At 46.5% G+C, this 26,515-nt stretch carries 27 protein-coding genes and 1 pseudogene; 9 read left to right on the top strand and 19 right to left on the bottom strand.

Annotated elements, in window-relative coordinates; translation table 11 throughout:
- Nucleotides 1-14: 14 nt before the first annotated feature.
- Both BBR47_RS09915 and BBR47_RS09910 read left to right on the top strand, forming a co-directional pair.
- Nucleotides 15-431 carry a DUF421 domain-containing protein gene (locus BBR47_RS09915; RefSeq protein ID WP_012685640.1) on the top strand — a complete coding sequence of 139 codons (417 nt, stop codon included), beginning with the start codon at nt 15-17 and terminating at the stop codon, nt 429-431.
- A 562-nt stretch (nt 432-993) separates the two neighbouring features.
- A complete protein-coding gene (locus tag BBR47_RS09910) occupies nt 994-1,311 on the top strand; it encodes a DUF2834 domain-containing protein (protein WP_041749344.1) in 318 nt (105 codons plus the stop codon).
- A 413-nt stretch (nt 1,312-1,724) separates the two neighbouring features.
- Here the strand turns inward: BBR47_RS09910 and BBR47_RS31895 are convergent.
- Nucleotides 1,725-2,580: pseudogene (locus BBR47_RS31895) on the bottom strand (recombinase family protein); the annotation flags it as partial.
- Between the two features lie 179 nt (nt 2,581-2,759).
- Between BBR47_RS31895 and BBR47_RS09900 the strand changes: the two are divergent.
- Complete coding sequence (locus BBR47_RS09900) at nt 2,760-3,512, top strand: hypothetical protein (RefSeq protein WP_012685635.1); 753 nt, start codon at nt 2,760-2,762, stop codon at nt 3,510-3,512.
- A gap of 902 nt (nt 3,513-4,414) precedes the next feature.
- On the opposite strand, the gene BBR47_RS09885 is transcribed toward BBR47_RS09900, so the two are convergent.
- Nucleotides 4,415-4,774: a sigma-70 family RNA polymerase sigma factor gene (locus BBR47_RS09885; protein ID WP_012685634.1), complete on the bottom strand. Its 360-nt coding sequence runs from the start codon at nt 4,772-4,774 to the stop codon at nt 4,415-4,417.
- A 153-nt stretch (nt 4,775-4,927) separates the two neighbouring features.
- On the opposite strand from BBR47_RS09885, the gene BBR47_RS09880 reads away from it, so the two are divergent.
- A complete protein-coding gene (locus tag BBR47_RS09880; protein WP_012685633.1) occupies nt 4,928-5,125 on the top strand; it encodes a hypothetical protein in 198 nt (65 codons plus the stop codon).
- Between the two features lie 20 nt (nt 5,126-5,145).
- On the opposite strand, the gene BBR47_RS09875 is transcribed toward BBR47_RS09880, so the two are convergent.
- Genes BBR47_RS09875 through BBR47_RS09865 form a run of 3 tightly spaced genes read right to left on the bottom strand, consistent with a single transcriptional unit; the run spans nt 5,146 to nt 7,424 of the window.
- Nucleotides 5,146-5,634, bottom strand: coding sequence for an ankyrin repeat domain-containing protein (locus BBR47_RS09875; protein ID WP_231850579.1), 489 nt, complete (start codon nt 5,632-5,634; stop codon nt 5,146-5,148).
- Between the two features lie 19 nt (nt 5,635-5,653).
- Complete coding sequence (locus BBR47_RS09870; protein ID WP_012685631.1) at nt 5,654-6,082, bottom strand: immunity 22 family protein; 429 nt, start codon at nt 6,080-6,082, stop codon at nt 5,654-5,656.
- A gap of 16 nt (nt 6,083-6,098) precedes the next feature.
- Nucleotides 6,099-7,424: an SMI1/KNR4 family protein gene (locus BBR47_RS09865; protein WP_012685630.1), complete on the bottom strand. Its 1,326-nt coding sequence runs from the start codon at nt 7,422-7,424 to the stop codon at nt 6,099-6,101.
- A gap of 185 nt (nt 7,425-7,609) precedes the next feature.
- On the opposite strand from BBR47_RS09865, the gene BBR47_RS09860 reads away from it, so the two are divergent.
- From BBR47_RS09860 to BBR47_RS09850, 3 genes are read left to right on the top strand one after another with little or no spacing between them, the layout of a single operon-like run.
- The gene (locus BBR47_RS09860; RefSeq protein ID WP_012685629.1) at nt 7,610-9,310 is read left to right on the top strand and encodes a molecular chaperone HscC; all 1,701 of its coding nucleotides are present in this window, start codon (nt 7,610-7,612) and stop codon (nt 9,308-9,310) included.
- Complete coding sequence (locus tag BBR47_RS09855) at nt 9,310-11,334, top strand: J domain-containing protein (RefSeq protein WP_012685628.1); 2,025 nt, start codon at nt 9,310-9,312, stop codon at nt 11,332-11,334. Before BBR47_RS09860 ends, BBR47_RS09855 begins: the two co-directional genes overlap by 1 nt.
- Nucleotides 11,335-11,354: 20 nt before the next feature.
- Nucleotides 11,355-12,074, top strand: a complete 720-nt coding sequence (locus BBR47_RS09850) for a DUF1266 domain-containing protein (RefSeq protein ID WP_012685627.1) — start codon at nt 11,355-11,357, stop codon at nt 12,072-12,074.
- Nucleotides 12,075-12,164: 90 nt separating this feature from the next.
- Here BBR47_RS09850 and BBR47_RS09845 read toward each other — a convergent pair whose 3' ends face one another.
- The gene (locus tag BBR47_RS09845) at nt 12,165-12,731 is read right to left on the bottom strand and encodes a GNAT family N-acetyltransferase (RefSeq protein WP_012685626.1); all 567 of its coding nucleotides are present in this window, start codon (nt 12,729-12,731) and stop codon (nt 12,165-12,167) included.
- Between the two features lie 193 nt (nt 12,732-12,924).
- On the bottom strand, nt 12,925-13,989 hold the full coding sequence (locus tag BBR47_RS09840) for an HD-GYP domain-containing protein (RefSeq protein ID WP_012685625.1): 1,065 nt from the start codon (nt 13,987-13,989) through the stop codon (nt 12,925-12,927).
- A 216-nt stretch (nt 13,990-14,205) separates the two neighbouring features.
- On the opposite strand from BBR47_RS09840, the gene BBR47_RS30260 reads away from it, so the two are divergent.
- Entirely contained in the window at nt 14,206-14,697 is a 492-nt protein-coding gene (locus tag BBR47_RS30260) for a Mov34/MPN/PAD-1 family protein (RefSeq protein ID WP_049684149.1), read from the top strand.
- Here the strand turns inward: BBR47_RS30260 and BBR47_RS09835 are convergent.
- The 9 genes from BBR47_RS09835 to BBR47_RS09795 all read right to left on the bottom strand — a co-directional run bounded on the left by BBR47_RS09835 (nt 14,609) and on the right by BBR47_RS09795 (nt 24,346).
- On the bottom strand, nt 14,609-16,435 hold the full coding sequence (locus BBR47_RS09835) for a peptidoglycan D,D-transpeptidase FtsI family protein (protein WP_012685623.1): 1,827 nt from the start codon (nt 16,433-16,435) through the stop codon (nt 14,609-14,611). The two genes, BBR47_RS30260 and BBR47_RS09835, sit on opposite strands and share 89 nt — an antisense overlap.
- A gap of 107 nt (nt 16,436-16,542) precedes the next feature.
- Nucleotides 16,543-17,187 carry a uridine kinase gene (udk, locus tag BBR47_RS09830; protein ID WP_012685622.1) on the bottom strand — a complete coding sequence of 215 codons (645 nt, stop codon included), beginning with the start codon at nt 17,185-17,187 and terminating at the stop codon, nt 16,543-16,545.
- Between the two features lie 51 nt (nt 17,188-17,238).
- Nucleotides 17,239-17,874 (bottom strand): O-methyltransferase, encoded by a 636-nt coding sequence (locus BBR47_RS09825; RefSeq protein WP_012685621.1) that lies wholly within the window; start codon nt 17,872-17,874, stop codon nt 17,239-17,241.
- A gap of 105 nt (nt 17,875-17,979) precedes the next feature.
- Nucleotides 17,980-19,080, bottom strand: a complete 1,101-nt coding sequence (mltG, locus tag BBR47_RS09820; protein WP_041749341.1) for an endolytic transglycosylase MltG — start codon at nt 19,078-19,080, stop codon at nt 17,980-17,982.
- Between the two features lie 147 nt (nt 19,081-19,227).
- Nucleotides 19,228-19,518 (bottom strand): DUF1292 domain-containing protein, encoded by a 291-nt coding sequence (locus BBR47_RS09815; RefSeq protein WP_005832492.1) that lies wholly within the window; start codon nt 19,516-19,518, stop codon nt 19,228-19,230.
- A 5-nt stretch (nt 19,519-19,523) separates the two neighbouring features.
- Nucleotides 19,524-19,940, bottom strand: coding sequence for a Holliday junction resolvase RuvX (ruvX, locus tag BBR47_RS09810; protein WP_012685619.1), 417 nt, complete (start codon nt 19,938-19,940; stop codon nt 19,524-19,526).
- Nucleotides 19,941-19,949: 9 nt separating this feature from the next.
- On the bottom strand, nt 19,950-20,210 hold the full coding sequence (locus tag BBR47_RS09805) for an IreB family regulatory phosphoprotein (protein WP_012685618.1): 261 nt from the start codon (nt 20,208-20,210) through the stop codon (nt 19,950-19,952).
- Between the two features lie 110 nt (nt 20,211-20,320).
- The gene (gene alaS, locus BBR47_RS09800) at nt 20,321-22,969 is read right to left on the bottom strand and encodes an alanine--tRNA ligase (RefSeq protein ID WP_012685617.1); all 2,649 of its coding nucleotides are present in this window, start codon (nt 22,967-22,969) and stop codon (nt 20,321-20,323) included.
- A gap of 312 nt (nt 22,970-23,281) precedes the next feature.
- Entirely contained in the window at nt 23,282-24,346 is a 1,065-nt protein-coding gene (locus BBR47_RS09795; protein WP_012685616.1) for an AI-2E family transporter, read from the bottom strand.
- Between the two features lie 378 nt (nt 24,347-24,724).
- On the opposite strand from BBR47_RS09795, the gene BBR47_RS09790 reads away from it, so the two are divergent.
- Nucleotides 24,725-25,411, top strand: a complete 687-nt coding sequence (locus tag BBR47_RS09790; protein ID WP_012685615.1) for a TerC family protein — start codon at nt 24,725-24,727, stop codon at nt 25,409-25,411.
- A gap of 113 nt (nt 25,412-25,524) precedes the next feature.
- Here the strand turns inward: BBR47_RS09790 and BBR47_RS09785 are convergent, their stop codons facing one another.
- From BBR47_RS09785 to BBR47_RS09775, 3 genes are read right to left on the bottom strand one after another with little or no spacing between them, the layout of a single operon-like run.
- Nucleotides 25,525-25,719 carry a hypothetical protein gene (locus tag BBR47_RS09785; protein WP_229088206.1) on the bottom strand — a complete coding sequence of 65 codons (195 nt, stop codon included), beginning with the start codon at nt 25,717-25,719 and terminating at the stop codon, nt 25,525-25,527.
- Nucleotides 25,720-25,746: 27 nt separating this feature from the next.
- Nucleotides 25,747-25,953 carry a hypothetical protein gene (locus BBR47_RS09780; protein ID WP_012685613.1) on the bottom strand — a complete coding sequence of 69 codons (207 nt, stop codon included), beginning with the start codon at nt 25,951-25,953 and terminating at the stop codon, nt 25,747-25,749.
- 34 nt (nt 25,954-25,987) lie between these two features.
- Complete coding sequence (locus BBR47_RS09775) at nt 25,988-26,467, bottom strand: PRC-barrel domain-containing protein (protein WP_012685612.1); 480 nt, start codon at nt 26,465-26,467, stop codon at nt 25,988-25,990.
- Between the last annotated feature and the right edge of the window lie 48 nt (nt 26,468-26,515).

Below are 26,515 nucleotides of genomic sequence, written 5' to 3'. Positions count from 1 at the left end.
GCGGAGGTATTCACATGAGTTGGACTCTTATATGGCAATCTGTAGGTGTAATTGTACTCGGTACTCTTCTACTGCGAATTGCTGGTAGAAAATCAATTTCTCAAATGACTATGGCCCAAGTAATTGTGATGATCGGGCTTGGTACTTTGATCATCCAACCTATTACTGGTAATGGTTACTGGCCTACTTTTCTATTAGCAGCAGTCTTGGTCGTGGTCATGATATTGATGGAATTCCTAGAGATTAAATCTAATGGATTCGAAACTTTTATTACGGGCAAGGCAGTAATTGTAATTGAAAATGGAGAATTGGTTGAAAGTAACATGCGCAAACTCAGGCTAACAGCTGACAAGCTTGAAATGCGACTACGACAAGCTGGAATCTCAAATTTCAATGGGCTACAATTGAAGTTAGTGGGACTTAGGTTATGAACTTAAATTGGAAAAGCAACCTGCGACGAAAGAAGACATTCAGCGGTTAATTGATATTCTTGAGAATCGGATACCGCATACGGAGCGCTTGGCACCAAAATTCACACCCAACCAATCTCCAGTAAGCATGCATTCGCAGTTTACCAGGGCGGCAAAATTTCCACTCACCTCTTACTAAGCTGGCATTCAGGTTGATGTTGTTTTCGGTACAGATACTCATCTTATTTACGGGCTCTTTTATTAAAGGGCTTTTTTCAATAACTATTGTATTGTGGTAAATTACCAAAGTGAAGACACCAGGAATTCCATTCTGTATTCGGTGTTGATTTTAAGACCGAAGATTTAACCATATCGCTAAAAGAAGTAGCCATGTACCCTATCTGCATTGGCAGCTATTGCTGAACAGGCCTTTCATGAAAACTACAGTATTGTTCACCATGGTATTTAGTATTTTGAGCAAAGTATAAATTCCCTAAACTGTAAAGATTTTACTCCGAAACTAATTGAAGTGGACTCTTTACCTACTGTATAATATCTCCAAAAATAAAGGGGAAAGTTGAGAATGAAAAACCTATATTTATTACTGGCAATTTTGGGGGCAGTCTTGCCTTACAGTTATTTCATTCCGTTCCTTCGTGCAAATGGATTAGATATCAACCTTTTTACATCCGAACTTTTTACAAACGACATTTCTTCGTTTTTTGCAACCGATTTTCTTATCTCATGCTTCATTTTCTGGGTATTTCTTTTTCAAGAAGTTAGAAAGCATCACATGAAGCATTGGTGGATTTACATCGCCGCAACTTTAACAGTTGGTCTATCATTTTCTTTTCCTCTGTTTCTTTACTTCAGACAGAAAACAATAGAAGGTCGTAAATGAATTGATTTCACATAATTGAGCTGTTGATGATTTAAAAAATTCCTAGTGTGCTAGATTACAACATAGATAGGGAGAATAATTAGCGTGACTCTTGAAAAACTCTTCAGGGAGGGACCGTATTGGAAAAATATCGCTGTTATTACTGTGAATGTGAAACGGACAGCGGTCGCCAAATCACGTTTTTCCAAGGTAAGCAGGATCGCAACGAACTAGTGTGCGATACCTGTCATGCTGATTGGATTGAATCCCTAAAGAGTGAGCCCTAGGCAGGGTAACGCTTCCCACTCCCACCCATAGTGAATGTGCTATAGGGTGGGTTCTTTTTTGCCCATCCTCCCACGTTACGCTCCAAGAAAAAGAGTGTTCTTTAATGTAGAGGTCGTCTGCCTTACCTTCGTTATTCAATTTTCGATGGATTCCTTAAGTAGTCGCTGGGCATGTTCAAATTTTACTTTGTCGATAATCGATGGGCAGGGCAGTAATATCCAAACTTCTTTTGGGCGCATTTTCATACGGACTTTCTCATCCAGTTGCGAAACTGGTTGCCAAGCATCCCTTCTGTATTCCACTTGTTCTGATAAAATCTTCCCACGTATGCTTCGTTCATCAGCATCTGTCGCACGACCTGACGATGCCATACGCTTGCACCGCGTTTTGTTGGGACCCCTTTATTGGTGAGATAAAGAGCTATACCGTTGATCCCTTGAACTAGCTCGTTAGGCTGAGTAAACAAATCAAACACAAGCCGTACTACTGCTGCTTCAGCTTCATTTATTACGATCTGTTCTTTCTCAGTATCATAACTGTATCCATATATCTGAAAGTCTCGGAGAACGCGGCCTTGCCTTTTCTCTTCTTCCTCGACTCATACGCTCATTAATTTTTACCTTCTGAAATTGAGTAATTGCACCGCGCATTCTATAAAAAAGCTGTCCTTCTGGAGTTTTGGCATATTTACCATTTACAAACACAAGCTCTATACCGCGTTTGTCAAATTCATCTGTAATAAGCAACTGGTTCATAAGCTTAGGAGATAATCGGTCTGGGTCAAGACAAACGATTTGTGTTATAACTCCATCCTTCACATCTTGTCTTAGCCTGGAGAGAGCCGGACGAATCCAGGAACTCGTCTGATACATCATCTATGTACTCGGCGGCGTCACTCGTCACTGCTTTCTTCCTGCATTCCCTTACCTGATCGTCGAGCCTGAACCTGAACCCGCTCTTGGCTTGTTCCTCTGTACTCACCCTAGCAAATATTCCGATCATACGGCTTCTCCCTCCTGTCAGAGGGTATGCAACAACAGCTTGTCAAAAGTTATGATATGTAAAGTAAAATAACAGAATTATATTAATAGGCAGGAATAATAATGCAATCTTGAATATACAGAAAAAACCAGTTATACTAATCGCTATATTTACCAATTATTTACTTAGGAGTGATTAAATTGAAAAAACTAGTTCCTGTATTGCTTAGCATAATAGTATCTCTAACCAGTTTGACATCAGCATCAGCCGAAGGAATCCATCAAGGTAACAAGGAAGAGATAACAAAATATGTAAACAGTCACAATCCCCAAAATATAAAAGCTGATGATGACTTGCCAAAGTTCAATGAAAAGACTTTTGTGGATACAACTTGGAAAAATAGTATAGATATACGTGCTTCGATAGGTCCTCTTAAAGAAGATCCCGATTGCCATGGTTGTTCTTATGATAGTCCACTCAAAATAACAACTAGCATGACTAACAATGCAGGAATGCCCTTGGAGTATACCGTTAAGAATGGAAAGCTAGTTATTTTTCAAAGACCAGACATGTATTACTATACCCAGAATTGGACACAAACATGGATGAATGAGGTTACTGGCGTATTTACCTCAAACTGGAACAATGCATTTGGAACTTTTGCTTCGTACCAAATCGTAAAAAAAATCCCGTACATGGCTAGGCTTTTGAACAAGTTAAACAAGGAACAACCTTTTGGTTTCGGTGATTTTGCTATCGCCTCATCCACTTATATGACATCAAAACAAGTCCCACTTTACAGCGCGATTTTCACTACTCCAGTTCCTTCAAGTGGAACTAACGAATCTATTGTCTATATTAGTACCAGCGGGAAAGATAACACATGGAAATATCGTTGGAGATTTGTTATTGATCCATCTGGAACTGTATCGATTACACAATGGACTGTATGATTGACGAATACTTTGTTTCGGAATATATTATTTAAAGGAATTTTCTGCAATATGTGGAAAATAGAAGAGATGCAATTATTGCATCTCTTCTATTTTTTGAAAGGAGCACACATGATGAAGGAACCTTTAGCTATTTTTATGGGTATAGCACTTTTTATGGTATTTAAATATACTTTCACTAAACAAGAAAAACCACCAAAGGTTTTACATTTAATTGTTGAGTATGTAATTACAATTGGGTTTATTTTTTTCATTAAATTGGTTATTCTTGGACTCTCCGAATTTTTTTGATTACATTACGCCATCATTTAGTTGACATGATATATTCAACGAATAATCGAGAGCGCAACATGCCATTTCCCGCCAATTTGCAGTTTAACTCGAGTTTTTTTCTTCGACTGATTGTCAACATACTTGCGATCTTTCTCCTAGCAAAACTGCCTTTTTCCAGAACAACCCTCACACTCTCGGACACTCTCCGTTCTACTTGTGCCAAAGTTTTACCTCCGCTAACTTCCGTTAATAAATTTTAACATTATAGCATCAGTATACACTTTACCGATAAAAAAAATTTTATTAATATCATTTTAACTATGTACTTAGCTGCAAATATTTTCACACCACTATATTTAATCTATTTCATAATAATAAACAGGCTGATGGTCGCCAAAATGCTTTATTACATAGAACTAACCGCTTCAATTCCACCTTTAATTATTGCTGCTAATTCGTCGCCAACAGTTCAAATGAAGAAATGGTACTTAATCCATCCACTTAATAAAGATCAACTGTTACTTGCCGAAAAGCCGGATTTAACTGTTTCAAAAAAAGTAAAACTGATTACTAAAAGTGAACTCAATCAATATGTAGGTCCCCTTCCTCATATGACTACATCCCATGAGCTACCCTTTTGACATTACTATCTCATTCTCAATACAACGCGCAGCATACGTAGCCAGCTTGGTGCCCTTATCCACCTGATAACTCTCGATTGCTTTGATCAGGCCGATGGTACCGATCGAAATCAGATCTTCACTGTCCTCACCCGTGTTCTCGAATTTCTTCACAATATGCGCCACCAAACGCAAATTGTGCTCAATCAGCTTGTTGCGGGCGTAAGGGTCGCCTTTGGCCATGAGTCGGAGGTACTTTTCTTCTTCGGTGTCCTGAAGCGGTTGCGGGAAGGCATTGTTCTTGACATAAGCCACAAAAACGAGTAGTTCTTTAAAAACAAGGGAAAGCGCCGCGATAATGCTGGACATGGCTGCCACCTCCACGTCTGGAATAGCTTACTTCTATCCTTATGTGGGCGGTCGCCTATGCGTGCCTGTACGCAGGGAGTTGTTGTCGATTAATTCACGGTTGCTTGTATGGTAAAGGATTCACATTTCCACCTATGATTGGAGTGATCACCCATGCTAGATTTTGGCGCTGTGTCGATCGAATGGGGTACTTTACTCTTTCAGCTCTTTGTCTTCCTCTTGCCTTTCGCACTTGTCATTACTTGCTGCTTGTTCATTGTAAAGCGCACCACAACCAAGCAAAAAGCCTTCGACGAGCTGGAAAAACGCGTCGCAGCACTCGAGCAAGAAAGAAAGCGTCCGGAATCATAACGGACGCTTTCCTTTTTCCCCTATTCAAATAGAGCCATCATCTCTTCGTCTTCTCTCTCTCGCGCTATATCGTATGGTGTTTGCCCATCCATGTCCTTTTTGTTTGGATTCGCACCTTTGGCCAGCAATAACTCTACCACATCCAAACGTTCCTCTCCATCCGCTACCTGTGTGTGCAACGGGGTACTTCCATCATGAGCACTGGCATGTATGTCTGCACCGTGCGCAATGAGCGCCTCTGCAACCTCTGGATAGAGCGCGATATGCAACGGGGTAATACCCTCATCGTTTTTCGCATGAACGTCCGCACCTTGTGCGACCAAATACGCAATGAGGTCAACATCGTCCGTCATCACTGCGCCATGCAGTACAGAAAACTCATACTCATCCTTTTCATGCAGCAATTCCGGCTGTTTCGTGACAATCTTTTTTACAAGCTCGATGTCTCCCAGTTCAGCCGCATCATACAAATCTGCGAAATGATAAGCCATATCTTTCTCTCCTATCATATGTATTTCTCCCTGCTCCTTACCGCTCTTCTGTTTCAAATACAAGTTTGGCGAGCAGGACTAGCGGTGAATCTTTTTCTTGCCCGCCCTCAGTGAGATCGAACAATTTTTCGTTAATCGGTCCGTACCGCGATTCATTGCCATACAGCAAAATGACATGTGGGTACTTGCCAATTTCCTCTGTTAGCTTTTCCGGCCATTCTTTTCGATCGAGTGTTGCATTCATCGCATATTCGTTTTCCAAATACATGAAAAAGTCCGCTCTTGCCTCTGCATCCTGTACCTCATGTACTTCAAAAAAGTCCTCGTCTACCCATTCAAGACCCGACGCTGTTAAAAAGCCAGACGGTATCACTTCCCCGTCCTCATCGTAAACCGGAGTCAGAAAATCCGCTAGTTCATCAGCCGATTGCAAGGTTGTTCCCCATACGGTTACCACATTTCTCATTGTCTCTCCCCCTCGTCTAATGCTTTACGGTTTCCAAGGAAGAGCGAATACGATCTACACGCTCCTTTTCCTTGCGCAGAATGGCTTTCTCGTATGCTACATCCAGCAACCGATTGATTTCTTGCCAATTCGCTTCACCGGAAGGCGATTCACCACTTGTCAGCATTTTTCCCCAAGCACTTAATGCAATCTGCCGCTGTGCTTCATTTCCATCCAGCCAGCGTATCAGATCCTCCCATTGTGGACGTGACACCGCGAAAAGCTCATCCCAGCCTTCAATCGGGTACGCCACATGCGGCTCCATCCACCAAATGACTTCTCGGGAGTGAAAGTGATGCAAATGACTGTTGGCAGCATATCCTACCAAACATTCTTTTCTGGCAACGACTTCATCCATTTCAGCCAAAACTCGCTGTAAGCCCTCTTCTTCCGGCAAACAAGCTGCCGTTAGATATGCACGTTGGCTTGATCCTAGCCGTTGATAATGTGGCCCGGACTCCCATAGCGAGCGCACCCAGCTCTCTGCCTTCTTGCCTACTGTCTCAACAATGAGCTGGCACCAAAGTAGCAGATTACTCGATGAGGTTTCCTGCTCAATTTGTGTTACCCATTTTTGCAAAATTGGCTCCCAATCGTACTGGGTAAATGCCTCTTGGATACGTGAATTTCCTGCACCATGCATTTTTGCAAACAAGACTAGCTTCTCGAAATCTTGCGCTGCCTCTTCAAAGGTTAGCGTCCGATAGATTTGCAGCCATTCTTTCCACTCTTGTGCGACTTGCCCCTCCACATCGAGCCCATCTGCACCGGCGAGAGCTTCATAATTCCAGCACTCTGCCCCAATACAGCCCAGCTCTGTGACTCGCTCTACGAACTCTGTGAAGCTTTTGCCGAGCAATAGGAATTCGTCTGTCTCATGCCCCCAAGAATAAACGGGTGGGTCATCCACGCCTGTCGCCAAATCGATGAGCAGCATATCGCCATTCCCACCGACGTGAAAACAGAGATACCTTTTCTCGTCCTCACTCTCTTCGTCCCCACCAAAGTACGGCCACTCAAACGCATCCAATGACCATCCCAAATCCCCACTGAGCGAAAAAGGATCTAACGTTCGAGATGGCAACGACCAATTTATTTGAACCTGACTGCTGCCCAATAGTAAAATAGTCCGGATCGTCGCGGGAAAGCTGATCCCGAGACTTTCCTCTCTTCTTTCGATTTCTTCCAGCGTGGCTGGAGGTTCTATGGTGAGCGGCCAAACCTGAGCGCCTTGTCGCTCCATATCATGCATAAGTAACTTCCACGCTTCAAACCACTTTTCCATTCGTTGCTGCATTGGCATAACGACCTCTCTCGTCTGTCGTTTTCTATCTTACGAATTCTATATCTATTTTCTTTTTCTAAAATTCGATTTCATATCCTACTAAAGCACCAATTATATCCATATTTTTCATGGTAAAATTATCTACAAAGTCGCTTTTTTTTGCCGATATTAGTAGAAAAAACACGGAAATGAGGACCTAGCTAATGACCACCATTGGAATTGATTTGGGCACGACGAACAGTCTGGTTGCCTACTGGACTGAAAATGGACCCGCGCTCATTCCAAACGCGCTCGGAGAAACACTAACTCCTTCTGTTGTCAGCGTCGATGAGAACGGCGAGATCTTGATTGGAAAAATCGCCAGAGAGCGCCTCTTAACTCACCCAGATCGTACCGCTTCTACTTTTAAACGGTTTATGGGGACAGAAAAAAGATACCAACTCGGGAGATATTCCTTTTCTGCCGATGACCTTTCCTCCTTTGTGATTAAATCTTTGAAGGCGGATGCAGAAGCTCATTTAGGGCACCCCGTTCACGAAGCGGTTATTAGTGTGCCTGCCTATTTCAACGACACACAACGCAAAGCGACCAAGCGGGCAGCGGAGCTTGCAGGACTGAAAGTAGAGCGCTTAATCAGCGAACCGACTGCCGCCGCGATCTCATATGGGCTCCATCAAGAGGAATCCGAGACACAATTCCTCGTATTCGATTTAGGTGGTGGAACGTTTGACGTTTCTATTTTGGAAATGTTCGAAGGTGTGATGGAAGTAAAATCAATCGCTGGAGACAACTTTCTGGGCGGCGAAGACTTTACCGATCTGATCGCCTCTTATTTCATTGAAGCCCATCGACTCGATATCAACACGCTGGACAGCAAAACGCGTTCGTCCATCCACAAGCAAGCTGAGTTGTGCAAGCGCGCCTTGTTTTCCGAGCAAGAAGGGAAAATGAGTGTCAATATCCAGGGTGAGCTGGTTGAAACGACCCTTAGTCGAAATCAGCTGGAAGAACTCGCGTTTCCTCTGCTGCAACGACTGCGACAGCCGATCGAGCGTGCTTTGCGAGACGCATCCATCTCACCTCGGGACCTAGACGCCATCGTGCTTATTGGCGGTGCGACGCGGATGCCGCTTATCAAATCCATCGTAAGCAAAATATTTGGGCGACTGCCCTATTCCCATATTAATCCCGATGAGGCCGTTGCATTGGGAACAGCGATACAAGCAGCACTCAAGGAACGCAACGAGGCGTTAAACGAGCTTGTATTAACAGATGTTTGCCCATACACACTCGGTACGGGTATTGTTCAAACCATGGCCAACGGCAAACACGAGGATGGCTACTTTTTTCCGATCATCGAGCGCAATACGCCAATCCCGGTCAGCCGGGTAGAACGACTGTACACCGTTCTCGATAATCAACGCTCCATTCTCGTTGACGTGTATCAAGGCGAAAGCCGACGCGTCGAACATAACCTCAAGCTTGGCGAACTGAATATAAAAGTTCCCCCTGCCAAAAAGGGCGAGGAGTCTATCGATGTTCGTTATACATATGACATCAACGGGATTCTCGAAGTCGAAGTGACTGTCGTATCTACAGGAGTCAAAACCAAGGCCGTCATCGAAAAAAATCCGGGTAGCCTTTCAAAAGAAGAAATTGAGGAGCGTTTTCAAGCCCTTCAAAACATAAAGATCCACCCTAGAGAACGAACCGAAAATCGATTGCTTCTGGCAAAAGGCGAGCGTATGTATGAGGAAGCGTTGGGCGAAAACAGGATGATCATTGCGAATTACTTACGCCGCTTCGAAAGTGTCCTGTCCACCCAAAATGAAAGGGACATTGCCAAAGCAGCAGAAGAATTGAAGCAGCAGCTGGACATGTTTGAAGGGTGGAATGAGTATTAATGGGGATTTGGGAGATTCTCGGGATTGAACCGACGGACAATCCTGCCCAGATAAAAAAGGCTTATGCCAAAAAGTTGAAGGTGCATAATCCGGAAGTTGATCCTGAAGGCTTTCAGCGATTGCGAGAGGCGTATGACCTCGCCCTGAAGTTCACACGCAATGACAAGCGGAATCCTGAAAAAAGACCGCAGGACGGCGAGGAGAAACACGAAACGCAAGAGGAGACGATTCACCTCCAGCCGCCGAGACGACTATATGAGCAGTGGCATTCTGAACCAGCAGAAGAAGAACAGCCCAGCTACGATCCGCCGCAGCGGCTCACCCTGTTTGACAGGTTTTTAGAGGAACCAACGCCAGAAGTAGTCTCGCAAGAAGAAATCCCGATTCCCAAGCGGTACGATTTCACGGAGAACGTCGATCATTCCGAACGCTCCATGAACCCCGATGACATGGTGGAGCGTTTTTTCCGCCGTACACAAGAGTTGTACGACAACTATCACGAACGTATCCAGCTTGAAAACTGGCGTGAGTTGCTGAATGACGAGGCCATGTGGAATGTCGGCTGCCATCAACTCATCGATACGCAATTTCTCCACTTTTTAGAAGAACACTATCACTTGCCTCATGAAGTGTGGATGCTGCTCGATTCCCATTTTCAATGGCGGGAGAAATCAGAAAAGCTCGCAAGCCAGCTCTCAGGACGTTTTGTCGCTTACCTGAACGGCCAGCTTAATCAGATTTTCACGCTGCGTTACCACTCTTTTGAGAAGCGCGATGACCTCGATATTGAAGCGTTTCTAGAATGGCGCAGCGATGCGTTATTTGCCCTCATGGAAAATGATTGGGAAACGGCTCAAAGCTATTTGGCAAAAGCTCATGCTCTGTATGCTCTTGACCCCGATTTGATCCGTTTGCAGGGCGAATATTTTTTGCGAACCGGAAATAAGAATCGTGCCTTTCATACCTTTGATCAATTGATACGTCTTGATCCAGATAACATCGATGCGTATTTGTATCGTGCCCGACTTTTCCTCGAGAAGGGAGATGCCACAGATGCGATCAAAGATTGCGAGGAAATCCTCACTCGCATGCCAGAACTATGGGACGCTCGCAGCTTGCTGGGGAAAGGCTATCTTCAGCTAGGGGAATGGGAGAAGGCTCAAAAAGTTTTTCAGGAGATACTCTCGCATAATCCATCCGATATCGACGCGAAGATATGCCTGACACAAATACACTCACCGTTTAACAGGATAACGGAACCACCTGCGAGCAAGCAGGCCAAAGCTGTTAGGAGAAAAAACTTGCAAACGCTTGGACTTCCTGGCAGGCTAGCAAGGTTCAAGCAATTTTTTGCTCTCTACACGAGACGTAACATTTGGACGATTATTTTTCTCCTTCTGCTCCATTACGCAATGTTTGCTGTCGTATCCATGAAGCTGGATATGACTTCGGAGCAAATGTTTGACTCCTTGGTCAATAAATATAAGCCTGTCCAAATCAAGACGGTGGAAGAGATGAAACAAACTCCTCTTGGCTACCAGGTGGAATTTACATTGACCAAAGCGTCTTATATCAATATGCTCCGTGTCTATGACAAAGAGAAGTATCCTGAGCCAAAAGCCGAGTTCATTCCTGCTGCCAAAGCCAAAGAGCGAGATCTATTAAACTCGGACACAGGCTATGTAAATGTGGGTTATCTGGGTCAACAATTAATCATTGTCATTACGAACTACGAACATGCCAAGGAAATTCATGACAAGCAATCCATAACGATGCGAGGAACGCTGAAGGCTGTACCGGATGGGGAGATGTTGCCTGCCATTGTGAATGCTTTGGAAAAACGAAAGCATCCCTATCAGTCGATTCTCGTGACCGATACGTATATCAATGCCAAGCCTGACTTAGAAGAAAAAGGATGGACGGGATCATGGCTTCTGGGCATTCTCGCGATGATTGCCATGTTGTATTACATCCGCATCATTCGTGAGTTTCCCAAAACTCGCAAAGCATTGACATTCCACTAAAGGAGGCAGGGAGGACTACCATGACAAAAGAAGCAGAAAACGAAAAAGAGATCGACCCAAAGTTAAGCCGCTACTTGCATGCGCTCTCCTCTGTTTGCCTAAATCAGAAGCGGCTCGCGTATTATTTGGCCATACACGAATACAACCGCCTGCGCGATACGTTTTTGCGGCTTCGTATTGATAACAGATGGGATACCGGGGATGCCACGAAAACGAAAGAGCGCTTGACTTGGTTTTTGGAGCATGGGCGAAGAACTGAATTTAATCAGCATCGCCACGTATTATCTACACTCAGCGATGCCAATCGTTCCAACTACATCGCGTCCTTAAAAAAAGGCGATCTGGAGTCAGCCCGACAGTTGGTCGTGTACGCGTACATGAACAGGCTCCCACATGCCGGTATCGCCGCCTTTGATTACGCCTGGTATCTCATTATTTGCAAAGCAGGCGCCCAGCAGTCCTATCTTCCCAAGGCAGAGGCCGTAGAAGGCATGCTGGACGTAGCCAAGCGAATCCAACTCGCTTATTCGAGCTGGGAAGAGTATTTATTTGCCTATGCATGCGGCAATCTTTACGACGAAGCAGCCGCATCTAAAAATACGAGGAAAGCAACTGAAGCTCATATTTTGAAACTCTTGACGGGTAAGTACAGTCCGATCCGTGAATTTGACTGGAAGTTTGATCTCACACCTTACCTGCCCTCCCCCCATGCAGAATGCCTCCCTGCTTTTAGCAGCTAAGCTTACAAAAAAACGTTTCCCTCGGACTTCTTGCGCTTTGTCCAACGGGAAACGTTTTTTATTCTTGTATCAAGCCCAACAGAGGTCTTCTTACGCCTTTTTCGGTATATCCTTCACCATATGGCTCAATTTATGCCCGCTTACAATCACTGTCCCATCCTCGCGATAGCCGATCGATTCATACAGCTTGCGCGCACGTGGTTTTTCCTCGTCAACGAGCAAAGCAATTCGGTCATGTCCACGCTGAATCGCTTCTTTTTCAAAAGCATCCAGCAGAAGTGATCCGATCCCCTTCCCTCTGCATGAGGAATCAACCGCGACAGAATCCAAATAGAATTCGTCGTCCTTTGCTTCTTTTACGAGCGTAATCGTCTCGCCAGTCAAACGTTGGACATGCTCAACGAAGGGGCGATCGAGCACCTCTGTTTGGCTTCCATGATAAAAGAGCGCCAGTCCTACTGGTACATCTCCATCCATGGCAATCACTGCATTTTCGTAGCTGAGCCGGTTATTTTCCTTCGCAAAAAACTCCTCCATCATGCGAATCGCTTCCGCCGCCTCCGTTGCACCTGTCAACGTATGCGCGATATCGCCAATGGCATCGTAAATTAATGGCGCAGCAAAAGCTGCATCTGTGGGTTCCGCTTTGCGTATCATGTGTTTCCTCCTATCGTTTCGAGCATTCGCACGACACGAATCTTTTCGTTTCTTTGTCTATCATACACACTTTCATTGTGTCACAATCTTCCAAGCTGATCGAGCTTTCCCGACGATCGTTCACAGATCAGCAACAATGAAACCGCTCTCATTTTTTCCAAGAGCGGTTTTTCCTTTTTCGCATCGGGGTTTCTTATCCAATCATTTTTTCAATCGTCAGCTTGCGATCATGCCGCAAATCGAGGAATTCACCCATTCTTCTTACCAACGGACGCATCGGTTCATCTTGATGAATAAGAATGACTTCGACTTCTTCCCCGCTGCTCAACCTCGCCTTCGCGCCTACGTACAGCAAGGCAATGTAGCGAACAAACTGTGCAACGATCTCGACGTTCAATATTCCGTTACAGGCTTCCTTCCATAGGAGCTGTGCCGCCTCGAATGGGGACGTCCTCCCTTTGTACACCCGATCAGAACAGATCGCATCAAACATGTCGGCAACAGCGAGCACCTGACATTCGATTGGAATGCTATCGCCTTTTCTTTGCTCCGGATAGCCAGACCCGTCGAGTCGCTCGTGATGCAACAAGGCACACAATGCCAACAGCTCAGACCCACCCTTCATTTCACGGATCATTTCATAGCCGAAGACGGTGTGCTTCTTCATGATCGCAAATTCCTCTTCACTTAGCTTACCTGGCTTCAGCAATATTTCCTTCGGTACTCTCATTTTCCCAATGTCATGCATAAATCCGGCTATCCCCATGAATGCTACTCGCTCTTCATCCCACTTCATTAAGCGAGCTATGAGCGAACAGAGAATGCCTACATTTAATGAATGTCGGTATGTATAGCTGTCTGCCCCTTCCAGCACGTACAAGTTCCGGAACAACCCCAAATGCTTCGTCGATTTTTCTGCTACATCAAAAAAGATGTTGGAAAAATGATCAAGTGTTTCTGCCCCGCCAACTGTCAGTTCGTCGAAGAGTAGTCTCGTTTTGTCGAGAGCTTGTACATAAGCAGCAACGGTCTCAGAATCTGCATCCAGTTGGAATAGTTGAGAAGTAACTTCCTCACCAGTTCCCTCTGTAAGACTCTGTATGATTTCAACCTCACGCACTCGTTGCTTTTGCAATAGGATCACATGGGCAGGTGTGATCGTCGTATTTTGTCCCAGCAGCAATATTCCTTGTTCGGTGTACAAATCTGCCGCTAATACTTGTCCAATCAGTGAGAGATCAACAGGTGCCAAAGGCATACAATCAACCTTTCCAGTCTCTGTCTTAGTAGAGGTTGTTCAAAAAGCCGACTTTTTGAACTCACACTTTTATTCAAATTATAGAAAGGAAGAAGGTTAGTTACAATCTTTTTTTCGACAATTCCTAACTTTGCTGGACACGGGTCATTTCACCATTCGCATACATATGATATCAAGCAAATGTCAGTGGTTTTATCAAGGAGGGACGAACGTCTCATGACGACGCTGTACATCACACCAAAAGCGTGGAAACAGATTGAGCAGGCCGTACGAAAAAAACCCTCACTGGAAACAGGAGGGGTGATGATGGGATACCCACTTGGTGAGGATAGATGGGTCGTTACGTATGCAAGTGAACCAGGCCCAAATGCGATTCACCAGCCACATTCTATTTTTTTCGATGACACGCATCTCAACAAGCTCGTCCGCAAATTAAGCAGAAATCGACAATGGAAATACATTGGTGATTGGCATAGTCATACGGTGAAACGCCTGTCACCCAGCAAAGGTGATAAGAGAACCATTTGGGCAAAAGCGTCGCAATCCATGTACATGTCTTCCTCTCCCCTCATGCTGATCGTCGGGCTAAGTAAAAACAATCAAATTAACGCAAGAGGATTCATCCTCGGAAATACTCTTCGCGAGGTTGGGAAGATTGAGCTGTATGATCGGCAAGCCCAGCAACAGCTTGGTGAAAAAGCTCCATAGCCTGGTTTTTTCCCCAGCTCGGCTGGTTTTCTGCCACGACACAAATGGCGTAACGTGGCTCCTCTAACGGAGCGTACCCGAGAAACCACAGATGGTTGTTTCCATTCGCATCCCCGATTTGCGCAGTCCCGCTTTTGCCTGCCACCTGCCAAGCGGAATTCATGAGCACCTTTCCTGTTCCCTCTGTGACGACTTTTCGCATCATTTTTCGCAATTTGTTGGCTGTGACGTAGTCAATACCGTCCAAAGAGAGTTCCTGCTCGGGGAATGTATGGAACGACTGACCATTTCGGTATGCGATCTCTTTTACCAGCCGTACTTGAGAGCTTTGACCGCCACGCAAAATCGTTACCATCATATTGGCTGCTTGCAAGGGGGTAATGCGTACATCCCGCTGACCGATGGCGCTTTGAATCAGGACGCCTTCATCGTCGCGGGATATCCCCTCAGCAAAGACTCTACCTGGCTCTTCGCCATCCAGCTGCTTGAAGTTTTGGATTTTATACAGATGAGGGGTAAGATGTCCCACTTGAGTGGTCAAGCCCAGCTTTTTTGCATATTCCTCCAACTTTTCCCCGCCCACCATCTTGGCGATATGAGCAATCGCAATGTTGCAGGAATGGGCATACGCTTCTTCCAGTGTCACACTGCCGTGGCCTTCTTTTTTCCAGCAGGAGAATTGGTACTTCCCGTATTCCCCTGTACATGAAAAACGGTCAGTTGGTGAAACGATTCCTTCCGCAAGGGCGGCTGCTGCTACCACTGTTTTATAGACCGAACCAGGCGGGAGTTGTTTGAACGCGCGATTCTTCCAATCGCTCGTGTTTCCTGTAACATTCGTTTGATCATAGGTAGGGCGGCTCACAGCTGCAAGAACATCGGCTGTCTGTACGTCCAAAACGACGATACTGCCTTCTTTGAGACCTACTTGATCGGCTGCTGCCTCCATGCGTCTCTGGATCGCCGCATTCAAGGTAGTCGTCAGGGACAACGGATAGTATTGATTCGATTGCTTTGTATAACGGATATCCAGCCCTCGGAGCGGTTGACCGTGCCCATCTACATAATAGGACAAGACAGATGGCTCGACCCCCTGTAAAAAACGGTCAAAGCTTCGCTCAAGGCCCGACGCCCCTAGCGTGCTCTCGGCATTCATTTTGCCACTTGTCCATTCATCTGGATACAGCTTCTGCACCATGTTGGGATTTTTATGGATAAAACCAATCAAATGCTTGGCTACTTCATCAGCACGGTATCGCTCTGTCACCGCCAATGCCACAACTCCTGGGATGGCAAGGGCATTGATTTCCTCGGCCTGCCGCTCGGTGAGCATCACCAGCTTTCCGGACGCCTCTCGCATGAGCAGCGGTACTTTCGCCTTTTCCATGGTCTCTGACAGGCGTTCCTTAGATTCTCCGGTTATTTGAGCCAACCGCTGCAAGCCATCTGTTCCTTGCAGGCTCCCACGCGCCAACGGGAACAAAATCAAGGCGAGATGCTCTTCTCCGGTAAAGGCGTAACCATTTCGATCTACGATATCGCCACGCCCGCTATGCAGTACGATGCTTTGCTGTCTTTGCTTTACTGCTGCTTTTACCAAGTCAACGCCATGCCGAGAAAACCGATGGGGTGATCCGAGCTGAATCCACCACAAGCGCACGATCAAACCGAGCCATAACAACGACATGGATAGCAATACAAGAAAGTGACGTCTTTTGATTCGTCGATCCAGCTGCATCGAATTCCCCTCCCTGGCTTTTTTCACCAGTATTGCCGGAATGTACGCGACAGAAACAGCGAACAAAGAAAAAAGCACACCGTACGTCACGGTGCACTTTTAGGTGTCTATGATTGATTGGTGAATTGTTGCTTCTCCAATAAGATATTTCCGATCTTCGTGGATAACAGATCCAATGCTACTCGGTTGTAGCCGCCCTCTGGGATGATGACGTCTGCATATCGCTTGGTCGGCTCAATAAACTGCAAGTGCATCGGTCGAACGACGTTTAAGTACTGTGTCACTACTGAATCAAGGGAACGACCGCGCTCTTCGATGTCACGTACGATTCGACGTGCAATACGCACATCCGCATCGGTATCGACGTACACCTTGATATCCATTAAATTACGAATCCGCTCATCCTCCAGAATCAGCATTCCTTCCAGAATGATGACATCCTTTGGGTCGACTTGGATTTGTTCCGGCTTGCGGTTATGCACCTTGAAATCGTAGATCGGTTTTTGGATCGCCTTTCCTTGCATGAGCTCCTGCAAATGCGCAAGCAACAAATCGTTGTCAAAAGCAAAGGGATGGTCGTAGTTAGTCAACGCCCGCTCTTCTGGGCTCAAATGGCTTTGATCCTTGTAATAGGAATCCTGCTCAATCATCGTTACACTATCATTTTGGAACTGGCGGTACAGCTCCTTTGCTACAGTAGTTTTTCCAGAACCACTGCCTCCCGCTACCCCAATCAATACGGGGTTACCCATGCTTCATGTCCCCTTCCTCATGATGCTTTACGCATATACGACCCTATGTTTTTACTTCTTTTTCATACTGATGGCCAACCCGTCTCCGACTGGAATAAATGTCGTTTCTAAATCAGGACGCTCCATTAGATGTGAATTATAAGAAAGCAGCTTGTCCACCATCGGACGCTGGCGCTTGCCCGCTTCTTCTGGGGTCGCTACCAGTCCTCGGAACAGGACATTGTCGCTGATTACCAAACCGCCTTCGCGAAGAAGCGGTAGATACAAATCGAGGAACGTACGATATTGACCTTTGGCCGCATCGATAAACAAGCAGTCAAATTGATACGACTCCGGCAGCCCTAAAGTAGCGTCACGTGAGAGTATTTCCACACGATCTGCACATCCTGCTTCTTTTATATTTTCCCGTGCTCTCACCAATCGATCTTCATCTATGTCCATCGTGACAATTCGCGCTTCCGGTGCAGCTTCTGCAAGCCAAATCGTGGAATAGCCAATTGCTGTACCCACTTCAAGAATCGCTTTGGGACGATGCAGCAATAACAACATCCGCATGACTTGAGCGGACGGGAGCTGCACAATAGGGATGTTTTCCTCTGCCGCTTCCTGCTCTAGTCGCTTGAGCAGCAAAGAACGCTCGGGAACCAGGCTTGACACGTAGTCGTCAATTGCCGGATTGGTAATCATGATTTCACTCCTCTTTCGTTACAACCGAATTATTATAGCACACCAAAGGAAAACTTGGCTACGTCAAGCACTGTTGACCGCAGGCAAAAAAAAGAGGAAACCTGGTTAGTTTCCCCTGCTTTTCTTATCATTTGCTTCATGCTCTTGCAGTGTTTTGGAAAAGTAATGCTCGGACGTTCCGTCTTTTTTCGTCACGTAGAAAAAGTAATCGTGTTTGGCCGGATTGACAACTGCTTCAAGCGAAGCTCTGCCTGGGTTAGCAATCGGCCCTGGTGGCAATCCAGGATTTGTGTACGTGTTGTACGGGCTTTTTACTTTTAGGTCCTCAAAGGTCAGACGGTCACGTTGTTTACCGAGAATAAATTGGACGGTAGCATCAGCCTGCAGCGGCCACTTATCGCGAATCCGATTGTAGTACACGCCTGCTACAAGCGGACGCTCCTTGTCAACGGTTACTTCACGCTCAACGATCGATGCGAGATTCACTGCTTCATCCAGTGTTAAATGTCGCTGCTTCAGCTGCTCTGTCCACTCTGGCTTCCATTCCTTTTGGAATTGAGCCAGCATACGCGAGACGACTTCATGTGCCGTAGTGTCTTTGTCCACCTCATACGTTTCCGGGAACAGATACCCTTCCAGACGGTTTTTTCGGTCTGCTTGCTTCGGTATGGCGGCGACAAAAGGATATTCGGGGAATGCACCTTCATTTACTTCTTTTAAGAATGCCGCTTTCTCTACAATACCTTCTTTATCGAGATGATCTGCGATCTGGTCGACATTCCAGCCTTCTGGGATCGTAAATCGGTTCGCATTGATCACCGTGTTTCCTTCCACCATGGCTGTTAGTATCTCGTCAATGGCTTGGCCAGTCGTGAATTGGTACTCTCCCGCCTTAAGATCAGGAGCCACGCCTTTATACTTCACGTAATAATTAAATACATCGGCATCTCGGATCAGACCTTGTTCTTCCAGTAGCCGACCAATTTTTTGTACGGAGGAACCTGACGGAATTGCCACGTTCTTTACCGTCTGTTCACCTGCAACAGGCTGTAATTGCTGGTACACGTACCACGCTGCTCCCCCCGCAGCCAAAATGATCAACAACAACAAGGCAACCAGCCACATCACAATTCGTCCGCCGCGTCTGCGTCGACGCGTCGCAGGGCGTTCGGGGTTAAAATCAGGCTTCGCTGACATTGGTTTCAAGCTAGAAATCCTCCCTTTAGGGTCTCTTTATCTCCATCCCATTCATTATACAAGAGGCTTATCCAACTGTCACTTCATGGGTGATTTTGGCGAAAAAAGTCATAAAAAAAGAGCCCGCCAGTTGCGGACTCTCTTTCCACGAATCTATTAAATTCCGTCTTTCTCCAAATCAGCAATCAACGTTTCGAAGGTAGCTTCTACTTGCTCCCACTCTTCATCATCCTCGATTGGCTGAAGCATGTCTGTACCGTCATAACGCAGGAAGTGAACCTCGTACTCTTCTTCCTCTTCCTGATCTACTGGTACGAGTACCAAATAGCTGCGGTCTTCAATGTCAAAAATGTACATGATACGAAAATCTCGCGGTTCCTCGGTACCTTCTTCCGTCAGCGCGATCACATCGCCCACTTCGAACTCTTCCATCATCTCTTCACTCATTGTGGTCACCTCGATTTCGCGTCCAAATATCCTTGGAGGATTAAAGTGGCCGCCATTTTATCTATCACTGTCTTTCGCTTTTGACGGCTAACATCAGCAGAAATCAGCATACGCTCTGCCGCCATCGTCGTCAAGCGTTCGTCCCACATGTGGACAGGAAGAGACGTGCGTTCCTCCAAAAGCTTGCCAAATGCTTGACACATTTCAGCACGCGGGCCTATGGTTCCGTTCATGTTTTTGGGCAAACCAACGACGAAAGCCCCAATTTGATACTGCGAAACTAATTCGCTCAGGCGGGCAAAATCCTTTTCCTTGGATTGTCGCTTGATGGTCTCTACTCCTTGCGCAGTCCATCCCAGCTCATCGCTGACAGCCACTCCAATCGTCTTGTCGCCTACATCCAACCCCATCAATCGTGTCATCGTTAAGGTCTACTTGCGCTCTGACAAGTAAACGGTCACCAACTCTTCTATGATTTTGTCCCGTTCCAATTTGCCAATCAGGCTCCGCGCGTTGTTGTGGCGTGGGATAAACGCCGGGTCGCCAGAAAGCAAGTAACCGACGATCTGGGTGATCGGGTTGTATCCTTTTTCCTGCAGGGCTTTGTACACCTCTGTCAATGTTTCTTGGACATCCGCCGTATTCGCTTCCTTGGGCACCGTGAATTTCATGGTATTATCCAACGAACTCACAATCAACACCTCGATTTCCTTTGAGACTCTTTTGGTTTCCTACTCTTTTTTGTATTCGACTCGGATTTCGTTTACTCCTGTCGATTATACAAATTTCTCTTACAATCGCATTATTTCGCTACTGATTGACTCTTCACGAAGTCAACCACTGCATCCAGTGCTTCTTGCAGCTTGGATGGGTCCTTACCACCGGCTTGTGCCATATCAGGACGTCCACCACCACCGCCACCGCAACGAGTTGCGACTTCCTTGATGATCTTGCCAGCGTGAATGCCTTGATCCATGAGATCTTTGGTTACACCTGCAACGAGGTTCACCTTGTCGCCATCGACCGCACCCAACACAATGACAGCGGAGCCGAGTTTGTTTTTCAGCTCATCCACCATGCCGCGCAGGTTGTCCATATCGACAGCGGAAACACGTGCAGCGAGTACATTCATACCGTCTACTTGTTGGAGTTTATCCGTCAACGACGCTGCCTCGATGTTCCCCAGTTTTGCACGCAGGGACTCGTTTTCGCGCTGTACTTCTTTCAATTGTTGTTGCAGACCTTCTACACGTGCAGGTGCTTCAGCCAGTACAGGTGCTTTGAGTGCTTGCGCCACTTCTTTGAGTGTAGTGAACTGCTGGTTCAGGAACTGGTAAGCGCCGCGTCCTGTTACTGCTTCGATTCGGCGTGTACCTGCACCGATACCGCTCTCGCTAACCAGTTTGAACAGACCGATTTCTGCGGTGTTGTTCACATGGCATCCACCACACAGCTCAAGGCTGTATTCGCCCACTTTTACAACGCGTACAACGTCGCCGTATTTTTCACCGAACAACGCCATCGCGCCCATCGCTTTTGCCTCAGCCAATGGTTTGTTGGAGATCTCAACACCCAGGTTTGCCCACACTTTTTCATTCACGATTGCTTCAATACGCTCCAGCTCTTCTGGAGTAATGGAGCTAATGTGAGTGAAGTCAAAACGGAGACGCTCTGGTGCTACCAAAGAACCTGCCTGGTTGACATGCGTTCCCAGGACATCCTTGAGTGCTTGATGCAGCAAGTGAGTCGCTGTATGGTTTTGCGTGATAGCCAGACGTGCTTCACGGTTCACTTCCGCGCGAACATCATCGCCTTTACGCAGGGTACCTGCTTCGACGATGACGGAATGTACATTTTGACCCATTGGTCCTTTTTGTACATCTGTCACACGTGCTTTCACGATATCAGAAATCAGGAAACCTTCGTCATTGATCTGACCGCCGCTTTCTGCATAGAAAGGAGTTTGGCTCAGAACGACTTGTACGGTTTGACCTTCTTCTGCTTCTTCTACCAGCTGGTTGTCCAAAATAATCGCTTCCACTTTACCTGTTGCTACCAATTCAGTATAACCAACAAATTGGCTCGTAACCGTCAAATCAGACAATGGACCACCTTGGATTTGCATGCTGTCTACGTCTTGACGTGCTGCACGTGCACGCTCACGCTGTTCTTCCATTGCTTTATCAAAGCCATCGCGATCGACAGTCAGCCCTTGCTCGTCTGCGAAGTCTTCTGTCAAATCAACAGGGAATCCATACGTATCGTACATTTTGAACACATCTTGACCAGACAGTTGTGTCTTTCCGCTATCTTTTGCTGCTTTTACCATGTCAGACAGGATCGCCAGACCATCGTTCAGTGTCTCGTGGAAACGCTCTTCCTCGGCACGAATGACTTTTTCGATAAACGCACGCTTTTGAACAACCTCTGGGTAAAATTCACCCATCATTGTACCTACTGTCTCAGTCAAGCTGTACAGGAATGGCTTTTCTACGCCCAGCTTTTTCCCCATACGTACGGCACGGCGAAGCAGGCGGCGAATGACATAGCCACGGCCTTCATTGGATGGAAGCGCACCGTCACCGATCGCAAACACAACCGTACGTGCATGGTCAGCGATAACCTTCAGGGCTACATCCATCTCCGGGCTTGTTTTATACTTCACACCGGAGATTTCCGTGGTCTTTTCGATCAGCGGGAACAGCAGATCTGTCTCAAAGTTGTTGTCTACGCCTTGGATGACAGACGTCATGCGCTCAAGACCCATCCCCGTATCAATGTTTTTCTTAGGCAGCGGCGTGTAGGTACCGTCTGGATTGTGGTTGAACTGGGAGAATACCAGGTTCCATATTTCCAGGTAGCGCTCGTTCTCCCCACCCGGGTACAGCTCAGGATCGCTCGGGTCGTTTCCGAACGCTTCTCCACGGTCATAGAAAATCTCCGTGTTCGGTCCGCTCGGGCCTTCTCCGATATCCCAGAAGTTGCCCTCCAGTCGGATGATTCGCTCTTCTGGAACACCGATTTTCTTGTTCCACAGCTCAAATGCTTCTTCGTCCTCTGGGTGAATGGTAACGGAGAGCAACTCAGGATCAAAGCCGATCCATTTTGGGCTTGTCAAAAACTCCCATGCCCATTCAATCGCTTCTTCCTTGAAGTACTCACCAATTGAGAAGTTACCCAGCATTTCAAAAAAAGTGTGGTGGCGAGCCGTACGTCCCACATTTTCAATATCGTTTGTACGAATAGACTTTTGCGAGTTTGTGATACGCGGGTTGTCCGGGATGATGCGGCCGTCAAAGTATTTCTTGAGAGTCGCCACACCGCTGTTGATCCACAGAAGGGAAGGATCGTCGATTGGAACCAATGGAGCGCTAGGCTCAATGCGATGTCCTTTTTCTACAAAAAAGTCGAGGAACATCTGGCGGATTTGATTGCCTGTCAGCTTCTTCATCTACATTCTCCTCATCTAAAAATAAAAAAAGCCCCCATCCCCTCAGGGACGAGAACTGATTTCTCGCGGTACCACCCTGCTTACAGGCTCGCTACACTTAACTGAGCCAAGGCCTGTCGCTTAAGTGGCGTCTAACGGTGCCAAGCCGCCGGGTTTTGCCCGGTCTTAGGAGTAGCCTTCTGCTGCTCTTCTTTTGGTCGCCCTCTCAACCATGGAGCGTCCTCTCTGTAAAAGGTCTGCAACATACTCGTTCCCTCATTGATTTCACATAAATCACTTTGTCCATATTATAAATATTTTACCTGATCACTGTCAACTTTCATGCATCATGACAGCGATTCGGCTGACGATCACTTTGCAAACGGCCAGAATCGGGACAGCAACGATTAACCCGATGATCCCCCCTACCGTCTCCCCTACCAGCAGTGCCAAGATAATCAGTAGCGGGTGTAAATGCAAGGAACGACCAACGATGTTGGGAGATAAAATGTTCCCTTCCACGATTTGAATGATGAGATTGACAACGACAACGAGTAGCAGTGTCTTGGTGGAAATCGTAATCGCGATCACAACTGCTGGTGCCGCCCCAATCAATGGTCCGATGTACGGAATGATGTTGGTAAGACATACGAATGCAGCCAATACAAAAGGATACGGCATGCCGATCCACCAATAGCCCAAGTATGCGAAGACGCCTACGATCAGGGCGACCATCATTTGTCCATGTATGTATTTACCCAAGGATTCATTAATATCCCGCAGGACAATCAGCACTTGCTTCCGATAAGCCTTTGGAACAATCGACATCCCCGTCTCATGCAATTGCTTCATATCCTTCAAAAAGTAGAAAGCGATAAACGGCACAATAGCAAAGGCAAACAACTTGCCCATCGAATGCTTGGCATTATCCACGATTTTCGATACGGAATGAGACATTCCCTCATTCGACTGGATGATCACCCGGTCCACACCCTTCGAGATGCTATCCGGCAAAAAATATTTTCGCGCTTCCCACTCACTCATCCATGTATAGTACCAATCCATCAGGCGGGGAATATCGTCTGACAGCTCCACCAATTGTTTCGTGAAAACTGGGATGGCATTAATAATCGCAATCGTAATCACCAATACAAATGATCCATAGATGAGCAGGACTGCCATCAAGCGCGGAACCCTTCTTTTTTCCAGCAATTGCACGATCGGATGGAGCAAGTACGCAATGACTAGTCCCAATATGACGGGAACGAGCACTTCCTTTATGAGCGAAAACAACTGTGACAGGACTGGTCGGAGCAGCCAAAGCAGATTGCCGATGACCAAAAGTGTGATGACCCAAACAGCAGCAGCAAATAGACGACTTCGCCGAAGTTCATCCACGTTCCCCAACTCCTCCCTATTTGCCTACATCTTTTTTAGCTTGTCTCATTCACATTAATTTCATGTAACCTATTGACACACAATTTCGTGTTCAGTACTATGTAATTACAAGAGGATATCTCCAAAGGGGAGTAGCTTTTTCGCAACATAGTCGTCATTACGGGATTTTTCCCCGGCTATGTTGGCAACATTTTCGCGATGTTGTAAGCAAGACCTTTGCCGATCAGGTAAAAGGTCTATTTTTGGTTTTCAAACGACCTTTTCCTGAATCGGGAAAGGTCGTTTTCTTTTTCGCCCCTTTACATACACTATGGGAGGTAACAAGAAAACGGCCAGCGGATTATTCGCTTCTAAAATGGATTAGGAGGAGGAAGAGAAATGGATTTATTGTTAAGCCCTGAGTTTTGGACCGCATTACTTTCTATCGTTATCATCGACCTCGTGCTGGCCGGGGACAATGCCCTCGTCATTGGGATGGCGGCTCGTAACCTGCCCGCTCATCAGCAAAAGCAAGCCATCATCTGGGGAACGGTTGGTGCCATTGTCATTCGTGCATTGGCGACACTCGCTGTGGTTTGGTTGCTAAAAATTCCTGGCCTGTTACTAGTGGGTGGTTTGATTCTCATTTGGATCGCTCTCAAGTTGCTGATTCAGGATAATGGTCATGAGAATATGAAGGCAAGCGGAACACTGGGAGCAGCGATTTGGACGATTATCGTAGCCGACACCGTGATGGGCTTGGATAACGTTATCGCCGTTGCTGGTGCAGCACATGGTGATTTCCTTCTGGTAGTTATCGGTTTGATCATCAGTGTTCCCATCATGGTATGGGGTAGCACATTGATCTTGAAGCTGATCGAGAAATATCCGATCGTTATCTATATCGGTTCTGGAGTATTGGCGTATACCGCTGCGAACATGGTAACAGGTGAGAAGTTCCTCACACCATTCTTTGCCGCTTACCCTTGGGTAAAATGGGTATTCATCGTGGCTGTTGTGGTTGGTGTCCTGTTGATCGGGCGCACGAAAAGCCAACAGCAAAAACGCTTGGCAGAACAATCTTAATACAACGCAAGCTCCGTCATTTCCACGACGGAGCTTTTTCATGTATGGCGAAAAAAGCACCCGAACACAGTGTATGTTCGGGTGTTTGTTTACGTTCCAATTCACATTTTGTGTTAACGAGTAACGGCACGCATCAGCTTGCGACCTGATTTCCACATACGCGTTACATCACGCATGGAGAAGGGCAACTGATTCCAATTCAATGAAAACCGACTGCGACGTCGCGGAGCCAACCAATAGCCAATGATCGCCACAATTCCGCTTGTGGCCAGAACCCGCAACAGGCTTCGAGTGAACAAGCGTGCCACCTCCATTGGATTTGCCGCTCAAATCCACTACATATTCAAGTGAGCGGTTACTGTCTGTTCCTCAATAAACAGATCGTTGAGCGAATGCAAAGATCCATCTTCCTCAACTTGGTAGACAGAAGCGATCTGCTCATTGGAAACGCTCATTTCTATAAAGCAGTTCCAGCAATAGTATTGATTGGTTCCAATCTTGCCTACGTCTTTGGAACTGCAATTCGGGCATATGACACGCATCACGCTTTTCCTCCCTTTCACGCCTGGCCACGAACTAGTCCGGCACGATCAGGTTTTCTTCCCCGATGATAACGGATGCTGGTGCAGGGAGGCGCTTTCGCCCTTCCGTAATATCTGCAAACCAGCCATTTGATAGTTCGTACCCTACAAGTTTCTCCCAGTTGGCTGAAAAGTAAACATCTTCCAGCCTCCCCAAACATTCTCCAGAAGCGGTAATCACCGCTTTTCCTTTTAACTTTGTCTTTCCCGTCACAATGCCGACAGGCTCTAGTCCGGCGAGATGAGGTAAGGGCGTGATCGCGTCTTTTCCCGATACGGTAAGGCAGGACTCCCCGACCGCATGAATATGTTCGGCAGGAATATAGGTACCTGATTGGAACCAGCCCTGTTCGCTCAGCAAGACTCCTCGTACATGCCAAGTGGAGTCGCAAAGAATGTCACGCACGGTTCCAATCGTCTCGCCTGTTTGAAGGCAAACAACTGGCAATCCGACTGCATCCATTGCCTTGCGCATGTGGGACATCCCCCTTCCGCCTTGTTAGTATCAGGCGAAATGGACGCG

The sequence above is a fragment of the Brevibacillus brevis NBRC 100599 genome (assembly GCF_000010165.1).
Taxonomy (GTDB): Bacteria; Bacillota; Bacilli; order Brevibacillales; family Brevibacillaceae; genus Brevibacillus; species Brevibacillus brevis_D.
The sequence above is the reverse complement of the archived record's forward strand: the minus strand, read 5'-3'. Positions and strand labels throughout refer to the sequence as shown.

Coding starts and splice junctions, on each gene's coding strand:
- udk (WP_012685622.1), bottom strand. CDS start 17,187: ATGGGTAACCCCGTATTGATTGGGGTAGCGGGAGGCAGTGGTTCTGGA.
- BBR47_RS09845 (WP_012685626.1), bottom strand. CDS start 12,731: ATGATACGCAAAGCGGAACCCACAGATGCAGCTTTTGCTGCGCCATTA.
- BBR47_RS09825 (WP_012685621.1), bottom strand. CDS start 17,874: ATGATTACCAATCCGGCAATTGACGACTACGTGTCAAGCCTGGTTCCC.
- BBR47_RS09880 (WP_012685633.1), top strand. CDS start 4,928: ATGCTAGATTTTGGCGCTGTGTCGATCGAATGGGGTACTTTACTCTTT.
- BBR47_RS09850 (WP_012685627.1), top strand. CDS start 11,355: ATGACAAAAGAAGCAGAAAACGAAAAAGAGATCGACCCAAAGTTAAGC.
- BBR47_RS09870 (WP_012685631.1), bottom strand. CDS start 6,082: ATGAGAAATGTGGTAACCGTATGGGGAACAACCTTGCAATCGGCTGAT.
- ruvX (WP_012685619.1), bottom strand. CDS start 19,940: ATGACACGATTGATGGGGTTGGATGTAGGCGACAAGACGATTGGAGTG.
- BBR47_RS09840 (WP_012685625.1), bottom strand. CDS start 13,989: ATGCCTTTGGCACCTGTTGATCTCTCACTGATTGGACAAGTATTAGCG.
- BBR47_RS09885 (WP_012685634.1), bottom strand. CDS start 4,774: ATGTCCAGCATTATCGCGGCGCTTTCCCTTGTTTTTAAAGAACTACTC.
- BBR47_RS09865 (WP_012685630.1), bottom strand. CDS start 7,424: ATGCCAATGCAGCAACGAATGGAAAAGTGGTTTGAAGCGTGGAAGTTA.
- BBR47_RS09835 (WP_012685623.1), bottom strand. CDS start 16,435: ATGCAGCTGGATCGACGAATCAAAAGACGTCACTTTCTTGTATTGCTA.
- BBR47_RS09855 (WP_012685628.1), top strand. CDS start 9,310: ATGGGGATTTGGGAGATTCTCGGGATTGAACCGACGGACAATCCTGCC.
- BBR47_RS30260 (WP_049684149.1), top strand. CDS start 14,206: ATGACGACGCTGTACATCACACCAAAAGCGTGGAAACAGATTGAGCAG.
- BBR47_RS09910 (WP_041749344.1), top strand. CDS start 994: ATGAAAAACCTATATTTATTACTGGCAATTTTGGGGGCAGTCTTGCCT.
- BBR47_RS09790 (WP_012685615.1), top strand. CDS start 24,725: ATGGATTTATTGTTAAGCCCTGAGTTTTGGACCGCATTACTTTCTATC.
- BBR47_RS09915 (WP_012685640.1), top strand. CDS start 15: ATGAGTTGGACTCTTATATGGCAATCTGTAGGTGTAATTGTACTCGGT.
- BBR47_RS09780 (WP_012685613.1), bottom strand. CDS start 25,953: ATGCGTGTCATATGCCCGAATTGCAGTTCCAAAGACGTAGGCAAGATT.
- alaS (WP_012685617.1), bottom strand. CDS start 22,969: ATGAAGAAGCTGACAGGCAATCAAATCCGCCAGATGTTCCTCGACTTT.
- BBR47_RS09875 (WP_231850579.1), bottom strand. CDS start 5,634: ATGATAGGAGAGAAAGATATGGCTTATCATTTCGCAGATTTGTATGAT.
- BBR47_RS09815 (WP_005832492.1), bottom strand. CDS start 19,518: ATGAGTGAAGAGATGATGGAAGAGTTCGAAGTGGGCGATGTGATCGCG.
- BBR47_RS09860 (WP_012685629.1), top strand. CDS start 7,610: ATGACCACCATTGGAATTGATTTGGGCACGACGAACAGTCTGGTTGCC.
- BBR47_RS09775 (WP_012685612.1), bottom strand. CDS start 26,467: ATGCGCAAGGCAATGGATGCAGTCGGATTGCCAGTTGTTTGCCTTCAA.